Here is a 20464-nt window from a genome sequence, read left to right as displayed (position 1 = left end):
GATGGATCGCCTCTCAACACCTGCGGAGTTAGCTGTCGGGTTCGGATGAGGGCATCCGGCCACACGGAAAATCACATGCTGGCTTAACCCCAAGGGCAATCAATGCCCGGGACTCTGGGTCCCCCGCCTCTGCCTGGTCAAGAAGAATCCGGGAAGCGGCAGAGCTTGGCGTCCATCCGGATATGCGGTCCCAACGGGAACCGCACCTTATCGACGGTACAGGAGCCTGCCGCTAAAGTCACATTTTGGTAACAGAGATCACGACGCCGGTGCGTTGCCTTGCGTTGTGTCCGTCTTGATGGGCAGCCGCAGCGCGAACTCGGTTCGGCCGGGCCGCGACGTCACCTCCACGCTGCCGCCGTGGGCTTCCACGATGGACTGGACAATGGACAGGCCAAGGCCGCTGGTGCCCTCAGAGGCGGCAGGACCGGACGCGGGAGCCGTGCCCGTACGGGCCGCGTCTGCGCGGGCAAACCGCGAGAAAACGTGGTCCACGAATTCCGGCGGAATGCCCCCGCCGTCGTCGGTTACGGTTATCACTGCGCTGCTGTCGGCGGACTTCAGGACTCCGGTGACCACAGTGGTCCCCGGCGCCGTATGTTTGCGTGCGTTGGAGAGCAGGTTCACCAGCACCTGGCGGAGCTGCGATGCATCACCGTTCACCACCAGTGGCTCGTCCGGGAGCTCGAGATGCCAATGGTGATCCGGGGCAATGACCTTCTCGTCGCTGACAGTCTCGATCACAAGCTGCGTGAGGTCCACCTCGCTGAGCTTCAGCGGCTGGCCCTCATCAAGCCTGGCGAGCAGGAGCAGGTCCTCCACCAGGGTGGTCATGCGCTCGGACTGACTCTGGACCCTTGCCAAGGACTTCCGGCCGTCCGGAGTGAAGTTCTCGGTCATCCGCATCAGCTCGGTGTAGCCGCGGATGGCGGTCAGCGGAGTGCGCAGTTCATGGGACGCATCGGCAACGAACTGCCGGACTTTGGTCTCGCTCTGCTGCCTCGCCTCCAGCGCGCGCGCAACGTTGTCCAGCATGAGGTTGAGGGCGTGGCCCACGCTGCCCACTTCGGTCCCTGGGTTGGCGTTCGACGGCGGAACGCGCACCGCGAGTGCCACCTCACCCGCATCCAGCGGGAGCCGCGAAACGCGGGTGGCGACCTCGGAGAGCTGCTCCAAAGGCTTCATGGTGCGCCGGATCAGTACGGTCCCTGCCAGACCGATCAGAACAAGCCCGCCCAGCGAAACAGACACAAAGGTCCACACCAGCGATGTCAGGGTGCTCTCCTTGGCCGCGAGCGGGAGCCCGGTCACCAGAACGTCTCCATATGTGGTTGCGACGGCCACCAGCCTGTAGTCGCCGTTGGACAGAGTGCGCTCCACCGGGGTGGTGTTGCGCTGCAGGGACAGCAGGATTTCCTTGTCCCCGCTCGAGAGCGGAGAGCGGGTGGTGTCCGAGGCCAGGAAGCCCGCACTGTTCACCTGTCCGTTCAGGATCCGCGCATTAAGCGTGCCCACGCTCTGACCCCGGGCATCAAGCGGGTCCCGCCCGCTGTTGAAGCCGCCCAACGGAGGCCGGCCGGGATCATTCGAGCGGGACGCTGCCTGTTTCAGCTGGTCGTCAAGCTGTCTTGTGAGAAAGGAATCCATGGACGCATAGCTGAACAGCCCCACGGCACCGCAGATGGCCACCAGCAGGGCCATGGCCACCAGGACCAGGCGGGTACGCAGGTGCCAGGTGGCAGGCTTCAGCCAGCTTCGGCCAGGCATGCGCGCCACGCCGGACAGCGATGGCATGGCCTAGTCCGCCGGCTTGATGACATATCCGGCCCCGCGCACGGTGTGGATCATTGGCGGATGCACGGCGTCCACTTTCTTGCGCAGGTAGGAGATGTAGAGCTCCACAATGTTGGCCTGCCCGCCGAAGTCATAGTCCCAGACGCGGTCCAGGATCTGGGCCTTGCTGATCACACGCTTGGGATTCTCCATGAGGTACCGGAGCAGTTCAAACTGCGTGGCCGTGAGCTGGAGTTCATCGCCGGCACGGGTCACCTCGCGGGTGTCGATGTTGAGGACAAGATCGCCCACAACCAGCTCCGAGGTGTCCATCGCGGCCACGCCGGACCGCTGCACCAGCCGGTGCAGCCGGAGCAGGACCTCCTCCATGCTGAAGGGCTTGGTCACGTAGTCGTCCCCGCCTGCCGCCAGTCCCAGGATCCTGTCCTGGACTGCATCCTTGGCGGTCAGGAAGAGCGCGGGAACCTCCGGCGCAAAGGTGCGGATCCTGCTCAGCAGCTCAACGCCGTCGAACCCTGGCAGCATCACGTCAAGCACCAGGACGTCTGGACGGAACTCCTTGGCGAGCTTCACGGCTTCGGGGCCATCCGCGGCCACGGCCACAGACCAGCCGGCCATGCGCAGCCCCATGCTCATGAGTTCCGAGAGACTTGGTTCATCGTCAACCACCAAGGCACGGATGGGGGAGCCGTCAGGGTGGATGAGCTGGGGGAGGTTGCTTGTCATGGAGTGCGAAGTGGCCATGGGACAACTCTCCGATCTCTTGGTTAGCCCGCGCTTTGGGGTTCCTGTGCGCAGGCTGTGAATCCCAGCCTAGCGAGCTGGGAGGGCCGCGGAGGCGCTTCTCCAACAGCAAACATCGGAGCCGCAGCCTTGATGGACTGCGCTCAGCCCAGCACTTCTGGCTGCTCTGGAGCGTTGCTCCGGACATTTTTCTGTCCAGATTCCGGCACGGCTGGACACAGCAGCCAAACGCGGCGCCCAATTCCAGCAAATCCATGTGCAATGAATTGAATCGGCAACTAGGGACTAATGATCGAAGAAAATTCGCCATAACGAGGTTTTCGACCATTCGTTCGGGATAGCATCTGTTATTTTATCGACGCGCCAGAATCGTGATCTAAGACACATTCGCGGATTTCGTCTCACTATGCGGAACGATCCGTGCTTTGTTACTTGCAAGTTCGCATTGTTACGTTGCACACTTTCAAATGTGAACAAGTACTCAACAGCACCTGCAGCCGCAGAATATTGGCCCAGCACACCCGCTGCTGTCGACATGCGCTGTTGTCGAATGCACGCCTGACCTTCATACCCAAGGAAGTTCTTCTTAGGCATTCGCCCCCAAGCCCAGCGTCGGGCGCCCCTCCCCAAGGTCCATTGCGGGGATCCAGCATTCGAGCCGCGATGACGGCCATTCACATTGAGGTAAGCATTCCATGTCAGTTGCATCCGGATACGTCCACATCTCTGTCCGTAACGCCAGCAAGCCCGGCCAGCAGTCCGGTCTCCGCCAAGGATTCGGCGCCCGTCCGGCGTTCGCCCCGGCAGCCCCCGGCACCAGCTTCCCGGCTCCTGGCTACGCACCCCAGGGCTACAACCCCAACTCCTACGGACAGCTCCGCGCCGTACAGCCAGCGGAGGCGGCACCCATGACCGCGCCAACTCCTGTGGTGGCAGGGCCAAACACCGTCAGGCCGGTGGCCAACGACAACGTGGCCAGGGGCTTTGTCCTGTACATGGGCATCGACGAGGAAACCGCAGCCGCCGCCGGAACCTCCATTGCAAAGCTTGCCCAGGAAATCCGTGCCTACGCACAGTCCCTGGTATCCGGTGCCGAGAGCTATGCCGCTGTTGCCGTGGCGCCGGCCAGCACCCCTGGTTCCGCACTCGACGTCGTCCGTTCCACATTCGGTGACCCCACCGTGAACGCACGCCAGCGCACCGAAACCACCCGGCTGCAGCCGCAGGACCCGCGTCCGTCCGGCGTCCTGATCGACCTCGCCCGCCGCGAGGTACACCTGGACGGTGAATCCCTGAACCTGACGTTCAAGGAGTTCGAACTGCTGAACTACCTCGTGGAGAACGGCACCCGCACCGTGGGCCGCGACGAACTCCTCGAAGGCCTGTGGCGCAACGCCGAAGAGGTCCCCAACGAGCGGACCATCGACGTCCACATCCGCCGCCTCCGCTCCAAGCTGGGCCGCCTCGCGAACACCGTGCGCACCGTCCGCGGCCAGGGCTACCGATTCTACGAGCACCCCGAAGTTGTGGTCTGGGCCGCTCCGGAATACTCGATCTAGCCTTAACGGCGCACGAAAGCGGCCTTCCTCGAATGGGGACGGCCGCTTTCGCTTTCGCGGCACGATCCCTCTGCGCCTGCGCTCGTACCTCCCCACCGTCCCCCTAGCCTCGCAAGCTCGGCCAGGGAACCCTGACGGCGTGGCCCCGCGCAACAACGGCGCTATCGGGATGTCCCGCTTCGCTGCAGCGTCCTCACTACGCGAAATGCCGCTTTCGCGCGTCCGGGCTCGTGAGTGTTTGGCCTCCGCGGCTTTGGTTCGACGGCTCCGCGGCTAATTGACTGGCGATAGGCTTGGGAGCATGAGCGACCACCACATCAAACGCCTGGTGATCATGCGGCACGCCAAGGCCGACTGGCCGGGCGGTGTGGCGGATCACGAACGGCCGTTGGAGGAGCGCGGGCACCGCGAAGCGCCGCTGGCCGGGAGGTGGCTGGTCAAGCACGGCATCGTCCCCGACTTCATCCTGTGTTCCAGTGCCCTGCGGACCCGCCAGACCTGCACCTGGGTGTGCTCCGAGCTGGGGGACAAGGCCCCGACGCCGAAACTTGAGGAGGGCCTATACGCCGCCTCTGCGCTGCGCATGCTCACGGTGGTCAACCATGTGCCGGACACCGTCACCACCTTGATGCTCATCTCGCACATGCCTGGAGTCCAGGACCTCGCCATGCACCTGGCATCGCGGGACTCCAACCACGACGCCTACATGGACGCCGCCACCAGGTATCCCACCAGCGCGCTCACCGTCCTGGAAACACAAAAATCCTGGGCGGAGCTGGACGGTCAGGACGCCCGGCTGACCAGGTTCAAGGTTCCGCGCGCCCACTAGCTGCACCTCCGCGGGCGGCGATCTCCCGCAGCAGCCCTGCGACGTGCCGGATCCCCGGGCTTGCCGTCATGGTCCTGCGGTGCACCATGCCCACCTGGCGCGCCTGCACCGGGTTGACCACGGGTACGGAGACCACGTCCACTGGAAGGGCTGGCCTGCCGAGCCGGGGGACCAGCGCCACCACCGCCGCCTGTTCCACCAGGGCGAGGTGGGTGGCGAAGTCCGGATCGTAGACCCTGATGTCCGGCACGCGGCCCAGGTCGGCAAAGATCCGGAGCAGCGCCTCGTTGCAGATGGCCCCGTGCGGGGTGCTGATCCAGCGCTCGTCAACCAGGTCGGCCGGTTCCACCGCGTCCCGCCCGGCCAGTGGGTGGCTGCTGTGCACCAGCAGGTCCGCGATGTCCTCACAGAGCCATTCCAGGCTCAGGTGTTCAGGGATCACCAATGGGACGGAGTTCCAGTTGTGCACCACGCCCAGATCGGCCTCGCCGTTGGCCACCCGGGCCACCGCTTCGCGCGGGTCCTCAGCCAGCACACTGACATCCAGCTCGGTTCCGGAGGAGGCCAGCCTCCCCAGCACCGGCCCCACCAAGCCGCGGCAGGCGGTGGAGAAGGACACAATCTTCAGGTGGCCACTTGGCTTGGCAGGATCGGCCAGCAGTGTTGACTGCAGCTCTTCCAGCTCGGCGAGAATCCTCCGGCCGTAGGCAGCCAGGGCCTGCCCGCGCTCGGTCAGCAGGACTCCGCGGCCACGCCGCTCCAGGACCGCGAAGCCTGTCTGCTTCTCCAGCTTCTTCACCTGCTGGGAGACGGCGGACGGGCTGAAGCCCATGACGTCCGATGCTGCGATGACGGAACCGTGCTGCTCAATCGCCGCCAGCGCGCGGAGAGATCCGATGTCAATCATGAAGCAAAGGTACATGGTAGACGGAAGAATTCAATGCTGGTGCTTCATTTTCTCCTCTGCGAAAGTTGGGAGCGTGAACCTTCGCCATTCCTGCCTCGCTGCTTTGGTCGCCGTCCTGTGGGGCCTGAATTTCGTCGCTATCGACGTCGGCCTGCACGCCAACGGCCGCGACGTTCCTCCGTTGCTGTTCGTCGCCATGCGTTTCGTCCTGGTTGTCTTCCCGTGGATCCTTTTTGTGCGGAAGCCGGACGTGAGCTGGAAGGCGATTATCGGCGTCGGCCTCTTTATGAGTGCAGGTCAGTTCGGCCTCCTCTACCTGGCCATGGCGCTTGGCATGCCGGCGGGCCTCGCCTCGCTGGTACTCCAGGCGCAAGTGCTGCTCACAGTCCTGCTTGCGGCCGGTTTCCTCGGCGAGCGCCCCAGCGGGCGCCAGTTGGCCGGCGTCGTACTTGGTGTGGCTGGACTGGCTGTCGTGGCCGCGGGCCGCAGCGCCGTGGCGCCAGTGCTTCCGCTGATCATCGTGCTGGGCGCTGCGCTGTCCTGGGCTGCCGGGAACGTCATCGCCCGCAAGGCCAGAGCCGCCTCAGGGCTGGGACTGGTGGTCTGGTCCGGTGCTGTGGTGCCGCTGCCCCTCGCCGGACTTTCGCTGATCATCGACGGCCCGGCCGCCGTCATAGGAACGCTGGCTGACCTGCAGCCGGCCACCATCGGGAGCGCCCTGTATACAGCAGTCTTCGCGTCGCTGGTGGGTTACGGAATCTGGAACCGGCTGCTGGCCAGCTATCCGTCGTCGGCCGTGGTGCCTTTCACCCTCCTGGTGCCGGTGGTGGGGATGAGCGCCGCGTGGCTGGCTCTGGGGGAGGTGCCGACGCCTGCAGAACTGGCTGGCGGTTTGCTCCTCCTGGGCGGGGTGGCGACGGCGGTGCTCACCGGAGCGGGCACAAGGCCTCAGCGCCGGGAAGCTGCCTTGGCGCCCGGTTTGGACGCCGCCTTGGGTGTGGGCTTGGACGTGGTGGCCGGCGCCGGTTTGCGGACCGGGGACGCCGACGACGACGGCCGCTTGGCTTCCACAGGCGGCACCCGTGCCGCCGGCGTGCGTGAACCTGAGGTGCGTTGAGCGGAAGCCCGCTGGGCCGACGTGCGCTGGCCTGTACTGCGCTGGGCGCCGCTGGCGGCCTTGGTGCCGGTGCGCGCCGGGCGCCGGGACGGAGAGCTGGGCCGCCGCCTCGCGGGCACCTTCCGCCGGGACGCGGACGGGCGGCGTTTCCCTGCGGGCCAGACCACTCCTGCGAACAGGACCAACAGGGTGGCCGCCGCGGAGGTGGCAGCCAGATAGAAGTAGATATCGGAGTCCTTGGTGGTTACCGCCGTGCCCACAGCGGCCGGGTCCTGGTTGAAGGCCAGCCCCCACATCCGCAGGAAGGCTATGGAGAATCCGATGGTCAGGCTGGTGCCCACGCCGCCGGCCAGCACGGCAACGTGGCGGCCCAGCGCAAAAACCTCCGAAACCGCCGCAACATAAGCGACCGCCACCAGACCCAGGAAAGTGAACATCACGGATTCTTCCAGCGTGAGGGCTGTCAGCACCAGCATGCCAAGGGCGGCAAGGGCCGCTGCGATGGCAATTTTTCCGCTGTTCCCCATGTGGCGCATGTGGCTAATCATCCCGGAGGGGAAAGCTACTTCAGCACGTAGCCGCGCATGATTGCCATGATTGCTGCAACACTTTGGTCACGGGTGCGCTCCGGGTTGTAGGTCTGACGGTCGAGCCCCACCACAAAGCAGGCACCGAAGATCGCTGTTTCCAGGCTTCCGCGCGAAATGGACTCATCCACCGGATAGACAGCAGCCACGCTCCCGACGGCAGCGCCGATGACCTCCAGCAGCTCGCCCCTGAGTGTGGCAAAGGTGTCTTGCCATTCACTGGGCGTGCGCCAGTTTTCACTCACCCACAACCGGGCGAACGACGGGTACTCGGCCATAAAATCCATGGCCTGGCCGATCATGGCCTCCATGGCCTGCAGAGGATCCGGCAGGGGTTCTGCTCCCGGATCAGCGTCCGTCGCGTCGGCCGGCACGCCCGCGCTGGGCCCCACGCCGGGGCCTACGCCGGGGTCCACACTCGGGTGCGCGCCGGGGCCCACGCTCAGCAGGCGCGCTTTAAGGATGTCCACGCCATGCCGTAGCAGCTGCGCGATGAGATCGGATTTGCTGCCGAAATTGTAGTAGACCGTGCCCTTGGATACTCCGGCGGCGGCCGCGATCTCGTCCACCGTCACTCCGGCGGCACCGCGCTGACCGATCAGTTCCATCGACGCCTCAAAGAGCCTCTGCCGAGTGGCGTTGGTCCGCGCGGGACGGAGCTTCTTCCCCGCCGGACCGTGCGCCGGTTGGTTCATACCGCGATCTCGGGCTTTAGCGTCTTCAGTGTCCAGAACTTACGTTTCCGTACCGCCAGCGTTGACATGGCGGCGCCCAGCACGGTGTAGCCCAGCAGGCCCAGGACCGTGGGCGCGATCATGGACAGGTCGGCACCATAGATGAGGTGCCGCATGCCCGTGACCACGTAGCCCATGGGCAGGACCTCATGAACCACGTGCAGGGGCGCAGGAGTGGTCTGCCAGGGGAACGTGCCGCCGGAGGAGACCAGCTGCAGCACCAGCAGGATGAGCACCACGAGTTTTCCGGGGGACCCCAGCAGGGCGACGATCCCCTGGATGATGGCACTGAAGGCCATCGCCGCGGCCAGCATAAAGAGCCACATCAGCACAGGATGGGCGGGATTGAGCCCCAGCCCCAGGTTCACCACCAGCGTGAGCAGGCTGGCCTGCACCACTGACACCGCAAAGAATGGAAGCCAACCCCCGACGGCGATTTTCCACGCCGGTGCGTTCGACGCCAGCGCCCGCTGGGTGATGGGGCGCATGGCCTGGATCAGCATGAAAATACCGATCCACAGCGCGAGGGTCAGGAAGAACGGCGCCAGCCCTGCGCCGTAGGAGTCTGCCTTGGCCTGCGAAACATTGCTGACGGCCACCGGATCGGCGATCACCTCGGAGAGGCTGCTTTTCTGCGAGTCGTCCGGGTTGGGCACCTGGCCGGCACCCTTGGCGATTTCGTTGGCGAGGGTACGCGAGCCGTCCGCAGCGGTGCCGGCGCCGGCCTCCAGCCGCCCCGCACCGGCGTCGAGCTTCTGAGCCCCTTCCGCCAGCTGCCCGGCACCGTCCAGGGCAGCCTGCTGCCCCGTGGCGAGGGTGGCCGACCCCGTGTGGAGCTGGTCAGCGCCACTGGAAGCCTGGGCGATGGCGTCCTTCAGAGCCGGTGTGGACGCGGCGAGCTGGGCCGCGCCCACACTCACGGCCTCGGAACCGTCCGCGAGCTGCTGGATCTGCGCGGCATCGGTCTGGATTCTGGTCTTAGCAGCCGTCACCGGGCTGGAGGCGGCAACTGAGTCAAAATCAGCCAGGACTTTCTCAGCCTGCTCCTGGGTGAGGACGCCCGAGGCGATCAGCCGGGTGTTCGATTCGATCACGCGGGTCCGGAGCCCCTGGTCGGCGGCGTCGAGCTGTGCCACGACGTCCTGGACCTTGGTGTTCAGCTGCGCGTTCCCTGTAGCCACCTGGGCCGCCCCGTGGGCGAGCGTCTGCGAATCGGTGGGCAGGGTGGCGGTCTTGTCCTTCAGTACCGAGAGCCCGCTGCTCAACTGGTTGGCCCCGCCGGTAAGCTCACTGGCGCCGTCGCGCAGTTTCAGCTGCCCTGCGTACAGCCCGCCCGCGCCGCTGCTGAGTTCGGTGGTGCCTTGATGCAGGGTGACGGTTCCGTCCCGGACCGTGGCCACGCCGTCGGCGAGTTGTCCGGCGCCGTCGGCGGCCTTGAGCATCTGCGCATGGATCGTTCCGAAGCCTGTGAGCAGCCGGTTGGCCGTCTCTTCGCCCACGTCCTTGGCCACGGTGGTGTGCACCGCGGTTGTCAGTTTGTCCACGATGGTGCTCAGCAGGTAGTTGTTGGCATCGTTGGTGGTGACGTTCAGCATGGCCTGGGTGGCTGAATCGAAGCTGCCGGGCGAGACCAGGTTGGTGGAAAAGTCCTGCGGGATCTTCAGGGCGAAGGCGTACTTGCCGCTGCTGACCCCCTGGTCGGCTTCTTCCGCACTGGGGACCGATTTCCAGTTGAAGACGTTGCCCTCCACCAGGCTGTCCGCCACCTTCGTGCCCGCCTGAAGTTCGGTGCCGTCGCTGGACGTGGCTCCCGTGTCCTCGACCACCAGGGCGGCGTCGACCCGGTCCAGGTTGTCGTACGGATCCCAGTTGGCGTAGAGGTATACGGCACCGTAGAGCAGCGGCACCATGACCAGGGCCAGGATGGTCAGCTTGGGCAGCAGCCCGCCGGTCATGCGCTTGAGTTCGGAGCGGGCCAGCCGCAGAACAGTCACTTGGCGTCCTCGGTTTCGAGTCGGAGTTCATTATCTGAGGCAAGCGCCGGCGCGCCGTTGGGGCTGTGGACGGAGTTGCCAATGACCGCCGCCGGTCCCCTCCACGACGGCGGGAGGGCAGCGACGGTGGCCACGACGGCGAGCGGCCGGCCGCCGTCGTCCGCCAACTGCTCAAGGCGGGGGAGCCAGTCCGAAGGCTGGGCGCTGTGCCGGTCCGGGGAGTCCACCACCAGGAGGTCGGTGTGCGGGTTGGCCAGGGCCAGGGCTGTGAGGAGTTTCATGCGACGGTCCGGCGGAAGCTGTTCAGTCCAGAGATCCGCGATATCCTCGAAGCTGTTGACTTTGAGCCACGGCTCGCTGAGCAGTGCTCCCCGGTAGCGGCGGGGTATCAGGGCGAGGTCCTCTGTGACAAGGTCGCGAACGCTCAGATGCTGTTCGGGTTCATTCACGCCTGGGGAATCAACCAGGGCGCTTGCAAGGCGGAGGAATTTCGTCCGTGGGCTGGTGTCCCAGCCCACGTGGCCGCCGGCAGGTTTCATGCGGCCGCTGAGCGTGAGGGCAAGTGCTGTCCGATGGTCCTGCCGGTTGCCGGCAACCAGGAGCAGTTCCCCTCTTTTGGCTTGCAGTGAGGTGGGCGGAAGAAGATCGTCCCGCCGTCCTTTCACGTGGAGCTGCTGTACGGAGAGCAAAGATAGCCTTTCGCCGGGAATGTCTCTTTCCAGCGTAACTGAACTGACTGGTCAGTTCAAATAGAAGTCAAACCAACAAGAATGTCACACTGCCGCGCCTCGCGGTTGACGATATGGTCGATTGCATGGCGGCGTCCTTCATTGGTGTGAATGAACTAACGGTTCTCGATACAACAGCGGCCGGGCCGCACGGTCTGGTCCCGATCCGTTGGTATCAACCGGTATTCGAGAGCGAAGCGACAGCACCAGCCCCGACGATGGTCTGGGCGCATGGCGGAGGCTTCTTTGCCGGCGGCCTTGACCAGCCTGAAGCTCACGACGTCGCCCGCGCACTTGGTCAACGAGGGATCCCTGTTGTCACGGTGGACTACCGCCTCGCGCCACTTCCCGGGCTACGTTGGGCTGGCAGGCGAGGAAGGCGGCCCCGGGTGCTGTTTCCTCTTCCGGTAGAAGACTTGCTGACCGCCCTTCGAAGTGTGAGCAGTCAGTCCCCTGGAGGGGTGATCCTCGGTGGGGCAAGCGCCGGGGCGTGCCTGGCCTCCGCAGCGACGCTCCGTGCCCTGGACGCGGAGCCAAACCCGCGGGGCATTGTTCTTGCGTACGGCTTCTTCCACTCGTCGCACCCCCGGTCGCGCGAGATCCAACGGCGAGTGCGTGGCCACCGCCGGCTGACACATTCCCGATGGCTTCTGGACGCTGTGAACCTCAACTATGCGGGCTCACGGCCCGCGCTTGCTGACCGTTTCGCCTTCCCCGGAGGTCAGGCGGGCATCTGGTGACCAGTTCGCGACCGAGCTCCTGGTTACAGGAGTCGACGTCGATCATCATGTTCTGCCTGAGTCCCGTCACTCGTTCCTGAACCGTCCGCGCCTCGACGCCTTCGCAACCGCGATTGACCTAATAGCTTCGTGGGTCTCGGAACTGGCCCGCACCTGGACAAACCCCAAGGCCCGCACCCGTGGTTCGCCCACACGGAGCATCGGCGTATCTCTCGCCGACCACGGTCCTATTAATCCGTCGCGCTCGTGAGCCGGGCTGCCAGCGTCCTGATGTGCTCGACAAGTTCCGGGGGTTCGTGCACCTGGAAGTCGAACCCTTTGGTTGTCACGTAGATGGCCAACTCGTCCAGCGAGTTGGACCCGGCCCGCAGGGTGCAGCGGTGCTCGTCGATCGGCTCCAGCACTCCGGTGGTGGGCGCGATCCGCTCCGCCGCGGTCTCGGCGCTGACGTGCAGTGTGAACCGGGCCTGGTAGCGGTAGGCCGACGTGGAGATCGCCCGCGAGGTGTAGCCGCCGATATCGGGGGCTGGCGGGGTGCACGGCGTGAACCGGGGGCCCGTGGGTGTGCGCGGGTCGAGACGATCCACGCGGTAGGTACGCCAGTCCGCGCGGTCGACGTCCCAGCCGATGAGGTACCAGCGCCGGCCGGCGTGCACCAGCCGGTGCGGCTCGGTGGTGCGGATGCTGCTGGTTCCGTCATGGGTGCGGTAGTCGAAGCGAAGGCGCAGCGAGTCGCGGCACGCTCCGGCGATGGCGGTGAGGGTGCTCGGGTCGACCGTGGGGCCGGTGTTGGCCATCGGCACAACCACTGACTGCAGGGCGTTGATCCGGTGGCGCAGCCGGGACGGCAGTACTTGTTCGAGCTTGGCCAGGGCCCGCACTGAGGTCTCCTCGATGCCGGTGATCGAACCGCCGGCGGCCGTGCGCAGCCCAACGGCGACGGCCACGGCTTCGTCGTCGTCGAGCAGCAGCGGCGGCAGGTCCGCGCCTGCGCCAAGCCGGTAGCCGGCGGTGCCCGCCGTGGCCAGCACGGGATAACCGAGGCCGCGCAGGCGGTCGATATCGCGCCGCACGGTGCGAGGCGTGATGTCCAGTCGCTCGGCCAGTTCGGAGCCGGTCCATTCGCGTCGCGACTGCAGGAGAGAGTAGTCGCAGCAGCCGTGTAGAGGTTTCCCACATGGTTTGATTCTGCCATTGGCCTAGGACCGAAGGTGACCTAACCGGCTCCTAGAGTTGACGGTATGGAGAACAACAGTGAAATCCGGCCCTTCACCATCGACATTCCCCAGGGTGAGCTGGATGACCTTCGGAACCGGCTCGCCAGGACCCGGTGGGGCGCGGACCTGCCCGATGTCGGCTGGAGCCGCGGGGTGCCGGTGAGCTACCTCAAGGGGCTGGCCGAGTACTGGCGCGATGGCTACGACTGGCGCGTCTATGAGCGGGAGCTGAACAAGTACCCGCAGTTCACCACCGAGATCGATGGACAGAACCTCCACTTCCTGCACGTACGCTCGCCGGAGCAGGACGCGCTGCCGCTGATCATGACCCACGGCTGGCCCGGCTCGATTGTGGAGTTCCTGAACGTCATCGGCCCGCTGACAGACCCCAGGGCACACGGCGGAGACCCGGCGGACGCCTTCCACCTGGTGATCCCGTCGATCCCCGGCAGCGGCTTCTCCGGACCAACCGTCGACGCCGGCTGGGACACCAACCGGGTGACCAGGGCGTTCGCTGAGCTGATGAAACGGCTTGGCTACGACCGCTACGGCGCGCAGGGCGGGGACACCGGCGCGGTCATCTCCCCGGGGCTCGGCCGGCTCAACCCCGACAAGGTCGTCGGCGTCCACGCGAACGGGCTCTCCGCGTTCACGGAGGTCAACCCCGGCGAGGTGGGGGAGCTGACCGAGGCCGAGCGGGCGCGGCTGGAGCACCTGCAGTACCTACACACCGAGCAGTCCGGCTACGCGATGATCCAGATCACCCGGCCACAGACCCTGGCGCACGGGCTGCACGACTCCCCGATCGGGCAGTTGGCCTGGATCGTGGAGAAGTTCAAGGAGTGGACCGATCCGGCCGCCGAACTGCCCGAGGACGCGGTGGACCTGGACCTGTTGCTCTCCAACGTGATGCTGTATTGGCTGACCGGCACCGCCGGGTCCTCGGCCAACAGCTACTACGAGACCGCACATGCCGGAGCTTGGGGCGCGAGTGAGCGTTCCGCGGTGCCGACCGGGGTTGCGGTGTTTCCCATGGATGTGTCGATCCGGCGGACTGTCGAGCTCGAACACACGGTGGTGCACTGGTCCGAATTCGGCCGCGGCGGCCACTTCGCCGCCATGGAGGCCCCAGACCTGCTCGTCGGTGACGTCCGGGAGTTTTTCAGCAAGTTACGCTGAACCACCGCGGGCGGCCTCGATTAGGTCGGCGCCGCGCTGGTGTTCGGTGCTCGGGCTCAGCGGCCGGCGCCGCCGGGGTAAACACCAGGCGCTGCGGGGTAAAGCAAAAGGCCCGCAGCGGGGAACCGTTGCGGGCCTTTCTCTGTGCGCCCAAAGGGATTCGAACCCCTGACCTTCTGTTCCGTAGACAGACGCTCTATCCAGCTGAGCTATGGGCGCATCGTGTGTTTCTTGGAGAATCGCTCTCCCTGAACCTCGAATTACTTTACGCGAGGGTGGCCCGGAGTGCCAAATCGAACCGTATGTAATCTAGCCGACTAGACCGGTCTAGGTGAGCTTCGTCACTTATTTGGCTAAGTTTTCCCTCCGATTTGTTGAATCTACGCGGATTCCGCAGCAAACGCTCATCAAAGTGCAGCGCGGGCCCAGAAATTGGGCCCTCCCGCCAAATAACATTTAGGACACACCGATGAACCCGAGGAAGGGAACCGCAATGGGCGATCTGGCGCAGAAGCCGCTGCTTGAGAAAGCACCCACCACACATGCTGCCTTGCTGGCATGGGTCGAAGAGGTTGCTGAGCTTACGCAGCCGGACCGTATCCACTGGGTCGACGGATCCGAAGAAGAAGATACACGCCTCACCAGCGAACTCGTTGAAGCGGGAACGCTGACCCGGCTGAACCAGGAGCTCTTCCCCAACTCCTTCGCCGCATTCTCCGATCCCGCTGACGTTGCGCGTGTTGAGGAACAAACCTTCATCTGCTCCGAGAAGGAGCACGACGCCGGCTTCACCAACAACTGGATGGCCCCGGCGGCAATGAAGGAGAAGCTGCGCGGACTGTTCGCAGGCTCCATGCGCGGCCGCACCATGTATGTCATCCCGTTCGTCATGGGCCACCTCGACGCCGAGGATCCCAAGTTCGGCGTGGAGATCACGGACAGTGCCTACGTTGTTGCCTCCATGCGCATCATGGCCCGCATCGGCACCGATGTCCTGAACCGCATCACCGAAACCAACGCCTTCTTTGTCCCCGCCCTGCACTCTCTGGGCGCACCGCTCGAAGCGGGCCAGCCGGACGTGCCGTGGCCGTGCAACCCGGACAAGTGGATTGTCCACTTCCCCGAAGAGCGCTCCATCTGGTCCTACGGCTCCGGCTACGGCGGAAACGCGCTGCTGGGCAAGAAATGCTACGCCCTGCGTATCGCCTCTGTCATGGCCCGCGACGAAGGCTGGCTGGCCGAGCACATGCTCATCCTGAAGCTCACGTCCCCTGAGCAGAAGACGTACTACGTCTCGGCTGCTTTCCCATCGGCCTGCGGCAAGACCAACCTCGCGCTGCTCGATCCCACCATCGAGGGCTGGAAGGTGGAGACCCTGGGTGACGACATCACCTGGATGCGCTTCGGCAAGGAAGGCGAACTCCGCGCCGTCAACCCCGAAGCCGGCCTCTTTGGCGTGGCACCGGGCACCGGCTGGGGCACCAACCCCAACGCGATGCGCGCCATCGCCAAGGGCCACAGCATCTTCACCAACGTGGCGCTGACCGACGACGGCGGTGTCTGGTGGGAGGGCATGACAGAGGAAGTGCCCGCGCACCTCACTGACTGGCAGGGCAACTCCTGGACCCCTGATTCGGACCAGCCGGCCGCGCACCCCAACTCCCGCTTCTGCACGCCGATCGACCAGATCGACATGCTGGCTGAGGAGTACAACAACCCCGACGGCGTGGAACTCTCGGCGATCCTGTTCGGCGGCCGCCGCAAGACCACCATCCCGCTGGTCACCGAAGCACGCAGCTGGTCCAACGGCATCTTCATGGGTTCCACGCTGTCTTCCGAAACCACTGCCGCCGCAGCCGGCGCCGTGGGCGTGGTCCGCCGCGACCCGATGGCCATGCTGCCCTTCATCGGCTACGACGCAGGCGATTACCTGAACCACTGGGTCAACCTGTCCGCCAAAGCCAACCCGGAGCGCCTGCCCAAGATCTTCCTGGTCAACTGGTTCCGCCGGAATTCCGAGGGCGGCTTCGCATGGCCCGGATTCGGCGACAACGCCCGCGTCCTGAAGTGGGCCATCGAACGGCTCGAGGGCAAGGCTGACGCCGTGGAGACACCCATCGGGTTCGTCCCAACCGGTGATTCCATCGACCTCAAGGGCCTGGACATGACCCCCGCCCAGGTTGAGGAAGCTGTCCGGGTTGACCCGGCCGAGTGGGCCACCGAACTCGCGTCCATCGAGGAGTGGTTCGGTAACTTCGGCGGCTCCCTGCCTGACGCCCTGCAGTCCGAGCTTGCCAGCCTGAAGTCACGCCTGGGCTAGTCCCCACGGCCCTGTTTACGACGACGGCGGCCCCGCACCTTTTGCAAGAAAGGTGCGGGGCCGCCGTCGTACTTTCATCGATTGTCCCCATCGGCTCCCTAGCCTCACAAGTTCGGCCAGGGAACCCTCCCCGCTACCTCCCCAATCTCGCAAGCTCGATTGGGGCCCCTCGGTAGCGTGGGCCCAGGCGTGGGCCCCCGGCCCTTTTCACTTGTCAGGAGGGCTCGTACGGAGCAATCGATTGCTAATTCAGCTGGCCAGCCAGATGTCCGGGCCGAAGACCTCGTAATGGATCCGCGTGGCCGGGATGCCGGCATTGATGGCTTCGTTGCGGATGCTCTTCATGAACGGCAGCGGCCCGCACAGGTAGAGCGACGCATCGGCCGGCAGGTCCACCTCGCGCAGGGACATGAATCCTTCGAGGGAACCGACACGCGGCTCTTCGAGCCAGAGCTTGAGTTCGGCACCGCCGAGGCGCTCGACGTCGTCCGTCATCTGGCCTCGCAACGCCCAGCTGTCCAGCGTCCTTTCCGCGTGAAGCACCAGCACCTGGCGCCCGGAACCTGACTCGGCGAGCGACCGGAGGATGGACGCCGTGGGTGTGCAGCCGATTCCGGCGGATGCCAGAACCACCGGGCCGTCGCCGTCCTTGAGGGTGATCTCGCCGTAGGGGTTGGAGAGTTCCAGGATGTCACCGACTCCGACGCCGCGGTGCAGCACTGGGGAGACCTCGCCGTCGTCGTCCAGCTTGGTGGTGAAGGTGCGGCCGGTGCCTGCGTCATCGGACAGTGAGTACTGGCGGACCTGGCGCAGCCCGTCCGCGAGTTGCACCTTGACGCTGACGTACTGGCCGGGCAGCGCGGTGGTGATGGGGGTGTCGTCCGCGGGTTCAAGGGTGAAGGTCATGGCGCCGGTGCCCGCAAAAGTCTTGGAAGCGACCCGCCACGGGGTCCACATTTTGTCGTTCGCCTGAATGGCGTAGAGGCCCTTTTCGATCTTGATGAGGGCATCAGCCATAAGCCAGTAGACCTCGGTCCAGGCTTCGGCGATTTCCGGTGTGATGACGTCGGCGAGGTCCTCGGCGATGGCCGCGAAGAGGTGCTCATAGACCACCTGGTACTGGGGCTCCGTAATGCCCAGCGAAGCATGCTTGTGGGCGATCCGGGACAGGACCAGCTCCGGAAGAGTACCGGGATTGTTCACCAGATGCGTGGCGAAGGCGGCGATGCTTCCGGCCAGTGCCTGCTGCTGGTTGCCGGACCGCTGGTTGGAACGGCTGAACAGTCCGTCCAACAGCTCCGGGTGCGCGGCGAACAGCCGGGAGTAGAACTTGGGGGTGATGGCGCCGATCCGTGAACCGACGAGCGGCAGGGTTGCCTCAATAACAGGGCGGGATTTGTCCGAGAGCATAAGTACTCCTGAGATAAGGGGCCAGGGCTTTCGTCCGGACCAGTGAGAATACCGGTATTTGGAATACAAGTATTCATACATCAAGTTCTACACCGTGTAGAACTTATAACCTAATCCGCGACCCTAAAGCCCCGCGCGCAGCCCGATCATTTGGAAAACGGGAGTCATTTGCCGGGAGCCCGGCAGGTCGGCCACCACCACTGTATCGAGTTCCCGGTAAAACGCCTCGCGGGCGCGGGCCAGGGCAACCCGGAGCCTGCATTCGTTGATCAGCGGACAGTTGCCGCTGGGCGCTACACAATCGGCCGCGTCGGTGCGGGTGTCCAGCTGCCTGAGGACCTGGCCCACCGTCACCCGTCGCCCGCTTGGGCTCAGGCGGGAGCCACCCGTCCGGCCGCGTTCCACTTCGATCAGGCCCAGGCCACGCAGCTTGGCCATCGCCTTGCTGACGTGGTTATACGGGGTGCCCACGGCATCGGCGATGCTCTGGGTGGTGAGGAGGCTGCCTTCAGAGGCTGCCGCCAGCACCATGAGGGCCCGGAGGCTCACGTCTGCAAACGCATTGATTTTCATGCAGCCAGCCGGTCTAGTCCACCCAGATGGAGGGTTCATTGCTGTCAGCGGCGAGCTGGCCGAATTCCCACTCGTGGGTCGCAGTGTTGGCCGCGTAGGGGAGTACGGCAGCAAAGACGGACCCATCACGGTGCTCGGCAGCGACGTGGATGGCATCTGAGCCTTCCTCCACCAGAAGGATGTCGCAGACGACTGCCGTAGCCCTGAAATCGCCCCTGTTCTGCCGGAGCAGTTCGGTAAGGTCCCCGATCATGGAGTCGGCATCGAAGTCGCCGTCCGAACCCTCTGCGGCATCGGCCGGTGAGACGGCTACCAGGCGGACCTCGCCGTCGTTCTCCACCACCAGGGCGAAGGGCAGGAAACCGCCGTTCCGCTGGAGTTGTTCCTGCGCTGCCCCGACGCCGGTCCCTAGCAGGTTCTCCAGGTCCGTGGCCGTGGCCTCGGGGACGGACTCCCGCCAGTTGGCCCCTGTCCCTGCCGCAGGGCCGCTTGAGGCTTGATCAGTCACGGCGGACCTAGCCCCGGACAAGCGACAGGACCCGGTCCCGCACGCGTTCCATCGTTGCCCGGTTGGTGGCCTCGGCATTCAGGCGCAGGAACGGTTCGGTGTTGGACGGGCGAAGGTTGAACCAGAAGCTGCCGTCATTTGCCGTGAAAGTGCTGCCGTCCATGGTGTCAACGGTGATGTCTTCACCGGCGAAGTCTGCGCGGACGCGCTCAACTGCTCCGGCCTTGTCATCGATTTCGGAGTTGATTTCACCCGAGGAAACGTAGGGCTCGTACTCACGGCCGAGCTCGGAGAGCGGGCCATCCTGCTCACCGAGGGCAGCGAGCACGTGCATGGCCGCGAGCATTCCCGTGTCTGCGTTCCAGAAGTCGCGGAAGTAGAAGTGTGCCGAGTGCTCGCCGCCGAACACCGCGCCTTCCTCGGCCATGACTGCTTTGATGAACGAGTGGCCAACGCGGGTGCGGACGGCTCGTCCGCCGTCGTGTTCTACAAGCTCCGGTACCGCGCGGGAGGTGAGGAGGTTATGGATGATGGTGGGGTTCGACTCGCCTTGCGCCTGGGCGCGGGCGATTTCGCGGCGTGCCACCATGCCGGTGATGGCCGACGGCGACACGGGCTCACCCTTTTCGTCGATGACAAAGCAGCGGTCGGCGTCGCCGTCGAACGCCAGGCCGATGTCCGCACCGTGCTCGATGACGGCGGCCTGCAGATCGCGGAGGTTCGCGGGTTCCAGCGGGTTGGCGGGGTGGTTGGGGAACGAGCCGTCCAACTCGAAGTACAGGGGGATGATCTCGAACGGCAGCTTTGGCAGCAGTGCGTCGCCCAGGACCGCGGGTGTGGTGAGGCCGGCCATGCCGTTGCCGGCGTCCACCACTACCTTGAGCGGCCGAGATCCGGAGAGGTCCACCAGCTGGCGCAGGTACTCGGCGTAGTCCTTGAGGACATCGCGGACGCCGATCAGGCCGCGGGTTGCGGCGGCAGGAATATTTCCGGCGTTCAGGTACTGCTCGGCGAGGGCCTGGATTTCCTTGAGGCCGGATTCGGACGAGATGGGCTGGGCGCCGGCCTTGGACATTTTGATGCCGTTGTACTCGGCCGGGTTGTGGCTCGCGGTGAAGGTGGCACCGGCCGCATTGAGTGAACCGCAGGCGAAGTAGAGCTCGTCGGTGGAGATCAGGTCAAGGAGCTGGACGTTGGCTCCGCGGGTGGCTGCACCGTCTGCGAAGGCCTTGCTGAATTCCGGCGACGAAGGGCGCATGTCGCCGCCAACCAGGACCGTCTGGCCTTCCAGCTGCAGGATGTCAACGAACGCGGCGCCCACGGCTTCGACGATTTCGGCCGTGATGGAATCACCCACGATGCCCCGGACGTCGTAGGCCTTGAAGGATGCCGAGAGGTCAAAAGTCTTTGTCTGTTCGCTAGTCACGGGTCCTATCTTACGTGGAACCGCGGGGATGCCTGTTGAGGGAAACTGGCGCCGGGATTGCGAGCCATGGCCCATCCTTCCGGCCGCCCGTGCGGCTG

General features: G+C 65.2%; 17 protein-coding genes, 1 tRNA gene and 1 riboswitch. Of the genes, 6 read left to right on the top strand and 12 right to left on the bottom strand.

Features of this window, described 5'->3' with window-relative positions:
- Positions 1-5 precede the first annotated feature (5 nt).
- Positions 6-164: riboswitch (cyclic di-AMP (ydaO/yuaA leader) on the bottom strand.
- Positions 165-258: 94 nt separating this feature from the next.
- Positions 259-1794 carry a sensor histidine kinase gene (locus QFZ30_RS17055; RefSeq protein WP_307078216.1) on the bottom strand — a complete coding sequence of 512 codons (1536 nt, stop codon included), beginning with the start codon at positions 1792-1794 and terminating at the stop codon, positions 259-261.
- A 3-nt stretch (positions 1795-1797) separates the two neighbouring features.
- Positions 1798-2538, bottom strand: coding sequence for a response regulator transcription factor (locus QFZ30_RS17050; RefSeq protein WP_307078214.1), 741 nt, complete (start codon positions 2536-2538; stop codon positions 1798-1800).
- A 695-nt stretch (positions 2539-3233) separates the two neighbouring features.
- Between QFZ30_RS17050 and QFZ30_RS17045 the strand changes: the two genes are divergently transcribed.
- Entirely contained in the window at positions 3234-4097 is an 864-nt protein-coding gene (locus tag QFZ30_RS17045; RefSeq protein WP_307078212.1) for a winged helix-turn-helix domain-containing protein, read from the top strand.
- 301 nt (positions 4098-4398) lie between these two features.
- Entirely contained in the window at positions 4399-4926 is a 528-nt protein-coding gene (locus QFZ30_RS17040; protein ID WP_307078210.1) for a SixA phosphatase family protein, read from the top strand.
- Here the strand turns inward: QFZ30_RS17040 and QFZ30_RS17035 are convergent.
- Positions 4904-5833 (bottom strand): LysR family transcriptional regulator, encoded by a 930-nt coding sequence (locus QFZ30_RS17035; RefSeq protein ID WP_307078208.1) that lies wholly within the window; start codon positions 5831-5833, stop codon positions 4904-4906. The genes QFZ30_RS17040 and QFZ30_RS17035 overlap by 23 nt on opposite strands.
- A 73-nt stretch (positions 5834-5906) precedes the next feature.
- On the opposite strand from QFZ30_RS17035, the gene QFZ30_RS17030 reads away from it, so the two are divergent.
- A complete protein-coding gene (locus QFZ30_RS17030) occupies positions 5907-6950 on the top strand; it encodes an EamA family transporter (RefSeq protein ID WP_307078206.1) in 1044 nt (347 codons plus the stop codon).
- Between the two features lie 562 nt (positions 6951-7512).
- Here QFZ30_RS17030 and QFZ30_RS17025 read toward each other — a convergent pair.
- From QFZ30_RS17025 to QFZ30_RS17015, 3 genes are read right to left on the bottom strand one after another with little or no spacing between them, the layout of a single operon-like run.
- The gene (locus QFZ30_RS17025; RefSeq protein WP_307078204.1) at positions 7513-8232 is read right to left on the bottom strand and encodes a TetR/AcrR family transcriptional regulator; all 720 of its coding nucleotides are present in this window, start codon (positions 8230-8232) and stop codon (positions 7513-7515) included.
- Positions 8229-10265: a YhgE/Pip domain-containing protein gene (locus QFZ30_RS17020; protein ID WP_307078202.1), complete on the bottom strand. Its 2037-nt coding sequence runs from the start codon at positions 10263-10265 to the stop codon at positions 8229-8231. Before QFZ30_RS17020 ends, QFZ30_RS17025 begins: the two co-directional genes overlap by 4 nt.
- Entirely contained in the window at positions 10262-10954 is a 693-nt protein-coding gene (locus QFZ30_RS17015; protein WP_307078200.1) for an ABC transporter ATP-binding protein, read from the bottom strand. Before QFZ30_RS17015 ends, QFZ30_RS17020 begins: the two co-directional genes overlap by 4 nt.
- A gap of 113 nt (positions 10955-11067) precedes the next feature.
- Between QFZ30_RS17015 and QFZ30_RS22080 the strand changes: the two genes are divergently transcribed.
- The gene (locus tag QFZ30_RS22080) at positions 11068-11733 is read left to right on the top strand and encodes an alpha/beta hydrolase (protein WP_373462856.1); all 666 of its coding nucleotides are present in this window, start codon (positions 11068-11070) and stop codon (positions 11731-11733) included.
- Between the two features lie 230 nt (positions 11734-11963).
- Here the strand turns inward: QFZ30_RS22080 and QFZ30_RS17010 are convergent, their stop codons facing one another.
- Positions 11964-12827 carry a helix-turn-helix transcriptional regulator gene (locus QFZ30_RS17010; protein WP_307080330.1) on the bottom strand — a complete coding sequence of 288 codons (864 nt, stop codon included), beginning with the start codon at positions 12825-12827 and terminating at the stop codon, positions 11964-11966.
- A gap of 147 nt (positions 12828-12974) precedes the next feature.
- Between QFZ30_RS17010 and QFZ30_RS17005 the strand changes: the two genes are divergently transcribed.
- Positions 12975-14129, top strand: coding sequence for an epoxide hydrolase family protein (locus tag QFZ30_RS17005; protein WP_307078198.1), 1155 nt, complete (start codon positions 12975-12977; stop codon positions 14127-14129).
- A 145-nt stretch (positions 14130-14274) separates the two neighbouring features.
- Here QFZ30_RS17005 and QFZ30_RS17000 read toward each other — a convergent pair.
- Positions 14275-14348, bottom strand: a tRNA-Arg gene (locus tag QFZ30_RS17000).
- Positions 14349-14622: 274 nt separating this feature from the next.
- Between QFZ30_RS17000 and QFZ30_RS16995 the strand changes: the two genes are divergently transcribed.
- A complete protein-coding gene (locus QFZ30_RS16995; protein ID WP_307080328.1) occupies positions 14623-16449 on the top strand; it encodes a phosphoenolpyruvate carboxykinase (GTP) in 1827 nt (608 codons plus the stop codon).
- Positions 16450-16698: 249 nt separating this feature from the next.
- On the opposite strand, the gene QFZ30_RS16990 is transcribed toward QFZ30_RS16995, so the two are convergent.
- The 4 genes from QFZ30_RS16990 to QFZ30_RS16975 all read right to left on the bottom strand — a co-directional run bounded on the left by QFZ30_RS16990 (position 16699) and on the right by QFZ30_RS16975 (position 20366).
- Entirely contained in the window at positions 16699-17859 is a 1161-nt protein-coding gene (locus tag QFZ30_RS16990) for a globin domain-containing protein (RefSeq protein WP_307078196.1), read from the bottom strand.
- A gap of 123 nt (positions 17860-17982) precedes the next feature.
- Entirely contained in the window at positions 17983-18432 is a 450-nt protein-coding gene (locus tag QFZ30_RS16985) for an RrF2 family transcriptional regulator (RefSeq protein ID WP_307078194.1), read from the bottom strand.
- Positions 18433-18445: 13 nt separating this feature from the next.
- Positions 18446-18940 carry a hypothetical protein gene (locus QFZ30_RS16980; RefSeq protein WP_307078192.1) on the bottom strand — a complete coding sequence of 165 codons (495 nt, stop codon included), beginning with the start codon at positions 18938-18940 and terminating at the stop codon, positions 18446-18448.
- Positions 18941-18947: 7 nt separating this feature from the next.
- Entirely contained in the window at positions 18948-20366 is a 1419-nt protein-coding gene (locus QFZ30_RS16975) for a phosphomannomutase/phosphoglucomutase (RefSeq protein ID WP_307078191.1), read from the bottom strand.
- Between the last annotated feature and the right edge of the window lie 98 nt (positions 20367-20464).

The organism is Arthrobacter pascens (genome assembly GCF_030815585.1).
GTDB lineage: Bacteria > Actinomycetota > Actinomycetes > Actinomycetales > Micrococcaceae > Arthrobacter > Arthrobacter pascens_A.
The sequence above is the reverse complement of the archived record's forward strand: the minus strand, read 5'-3'. Positions and strand labels throughout refer to the sequence as shown.

What these genes read in the sequence shown, in the direction of transcription:
- QFZ30_RS17040 (WP_307078210.1), top strand. Translation starts at nt 4,399, where the DNA reads ATGAGCGACCACCACATCAAACGCCTGGTGATCATGCGGCACGCCAAG.
- QFZ30_RS22080 (WP_373462856.1), top strand. Translation starts at nt 11,068, where the DNA reads ATGGTCGATTGCATGGCGGCGTCCTTCATTGGTGTGAATGAACTAACG.
- QFZ30_RS16985 (WP_307078194.1), bottom strand. Translation starts at nt 18,432, where the DNA reads ATGAAAATCAATGCGTTTGCAGACGTGAGCCTCCGGGCCCTCATGGTG.
- QFZ30_RS16995 (WP_307080328.1), top strand. Translation starts at nt 14,623, where the DNA reads ATGGGCGATCTGGCGCAGAAGCCGCTGCTTGAGAAAGCACCCACCACA.
- QFZ30_RS17025 (WP_307078204.1), bottom strand. Translation starts at nt 8,232, where the DNA reads ATGAACCAACCGGCGCACGGTCCGGCGGGGAAGAAGCTCCGTCCCGCG.
- QFZ30_RS17050 (WP_307078214.1), bottom strand. Translation starts at nt 2,538, where the DNA reads ATGGCCACTTCGCACTCCATGACAAGCAACCTCCCCCAGCTCATCCAC.
- QFZ30_RS17035 (WP_307078208.1), bottom strand. Translation starts at nt 5,833, where the DNA reads ATGATTGACATCGGATCTCTCCGCGCGCTGGCGGCGATTGAGCAGCAC.
- QFZ30_RS17045 (WP_307078212.1), top strand. Translation starts at nt 3,234, where the DNA reads ATGTCAGTTGCATCCGGATACGTCCACATCTCTGTCCGTAACGCCAGC.
- QFZ30_RS16990 (WP_307078196.1), bottom strand. Translation starts at nt 17,859, where the DNA reads ATGCTCTCGGACAAATCCCGCCCTGTTATTGAGGCAACCCTGCCGCTC.
- QFZ30_RS17055 (WP_307078216.1), bottom strand. Translation starts at nt 1,794, where the DNA reads ATGCCATCGCTGTCCGGCGTGGCGCGCATGCCTGGCCGAAGCTGGCTG.
- QFZ30_RS17005 (WP_307078198.1), top strand. Translation starts at nt 12,975, where the DNA reads ATGGAGAACAACAGTGAAATCCGGCCCTTCACCATCGACATTCCCCAG.